The organism is Streptomyces alkaliphilus, assembly GCF_014141535.1.
GTDB lineage: Bacteria > Actinomycetota > Actinomycetes > Streptomycetales > Streptomycetaceae > Streptomyces > Streptomyces alkaliphilus.
In genome coordinates this window covers 1-1159 of the sequence record NZ_VKHT01001292.1, presented here as the reverse complement: position 1 = coordinate 1159, position 1159 = coordinate 1, and the positions used below count along the sequence as shown (strand labels likewise).

The 1159-nt window shown below is 75.8% G+C and carries 1 protein-coding gene and 1 pseudogene; both read right to left on the bottom strand.

Features of this window, described 5'->3' with window-relative positions; genetic code table 11:
* A pseudogene (locus FNQ90_RS24055) lies at positions 1–530 on the bottom strand (hypothetical protein); the annotation flags it as partial.
* A 218-nt stretch (positions 531–748) separates the two neighbouring features.
* A partial coding sequence (locus FNQ90_RS24050) for a gamma-glutamyltransferase (RefSeq protein WP_182608270.1) occupies positions 749–1159 on the bottom strand: 411 nt, incomplete at its 5' end.

Below are 1159 nucleotides of genomic sequence, written 5' to 3'. Positions count from 1 at the left end.
GGCGCCTGCGGGGGCACGGCGGACTCGGCGCGGGCGGGCAGGGCGTTGAGGCGACGCCGCAGGTCGGCACGGCGACCGCGGGCACGCTCCTCGTCGTCGCCGGCCCACAGCCGCAACGCCGTCAGCCGCTCGGCCTCCTCGTGCCGGCCGGCCAGGCGGGCGGCACGTTCGGCGGCGGCCAGTTCCTGACCGTGTCGGTGGGCGTCGATCTCGGCCTGGTCCTCGCGACCCAGGCGACGGGTCAGGTCCTCACGGGCGTCGGGCCGGGAGTCCCTCGCGCGTTGGGCGAGTTCGTAGCGGGAGCGGATCCGCCTCCCGCGCCGTTCGGCCTCACCCGCGCCGTACCGGGCCGCCAGATCCTGGAGGAGGTCGGCGACCACGTCCCGGGGAGGCAGCTCCCGCCCGGCCGACCAGGCGTCCATGTCCTCGGGCACGCGACGTCCGAAGGCGGCGAACCAACCGGTGGCGGGGTCCAGGGCCTCGACGAGCGAGCGGAACTCGGCCGCGAAGGCCGACATTTCCCGCCCCATCACGGACATCTCCATGCGGCTACTGAAGCGTAGCCGTGTTACACCCCGTGTTTCCGTCGCGCTACGAGGTGTTTACCGAAACGGTGAGGTGTGGTGAAGCGGTCACGGAGCGCCGCCGGCGATCGTGCCCGGCGGGTGACGCCGGCCCGCGCCGGTTGTGCGCCACCCCTCCCCACCGGGGGGCCGGCCCCCCGGTGGGGAGGGGTGGGAAGCGGCTCTCACCGGCCCACGGCGTACCCCTGCATCCCCCGGGCGTTCGCCGCCGCCGAGAGCACGCCCGACTCCGGGTCCCGCGCCACCGCGCACAACCGGCCCTCGGTCCACGCCCCGCCGACGTGCACCCGGTGGCCGCGCCGCCGCAGTTCGTCCACCGCCCGTTCCCCGACCCGGGACTCCACGGTCACCTCACCCGGTCGCGAGCCGCGCGGGTGGAAGGAGGCGGGGAAGGAGTCCTGGTGCCAGTTGGGGGCGTCGATCGCGCCCTGCAGGTCGGGGCCGCCGCGCACACCGGGGCGCAGCAGCAGGCCGAGGAAGAAGTGCGCCTGCCACTGGTCCTGCTGGTCGCCGCCGGGGGTGCCGAAGGCCAGGACGGGCTCCCCGCCGCACAGCGCCAGGGAGGGGGAGAGGGT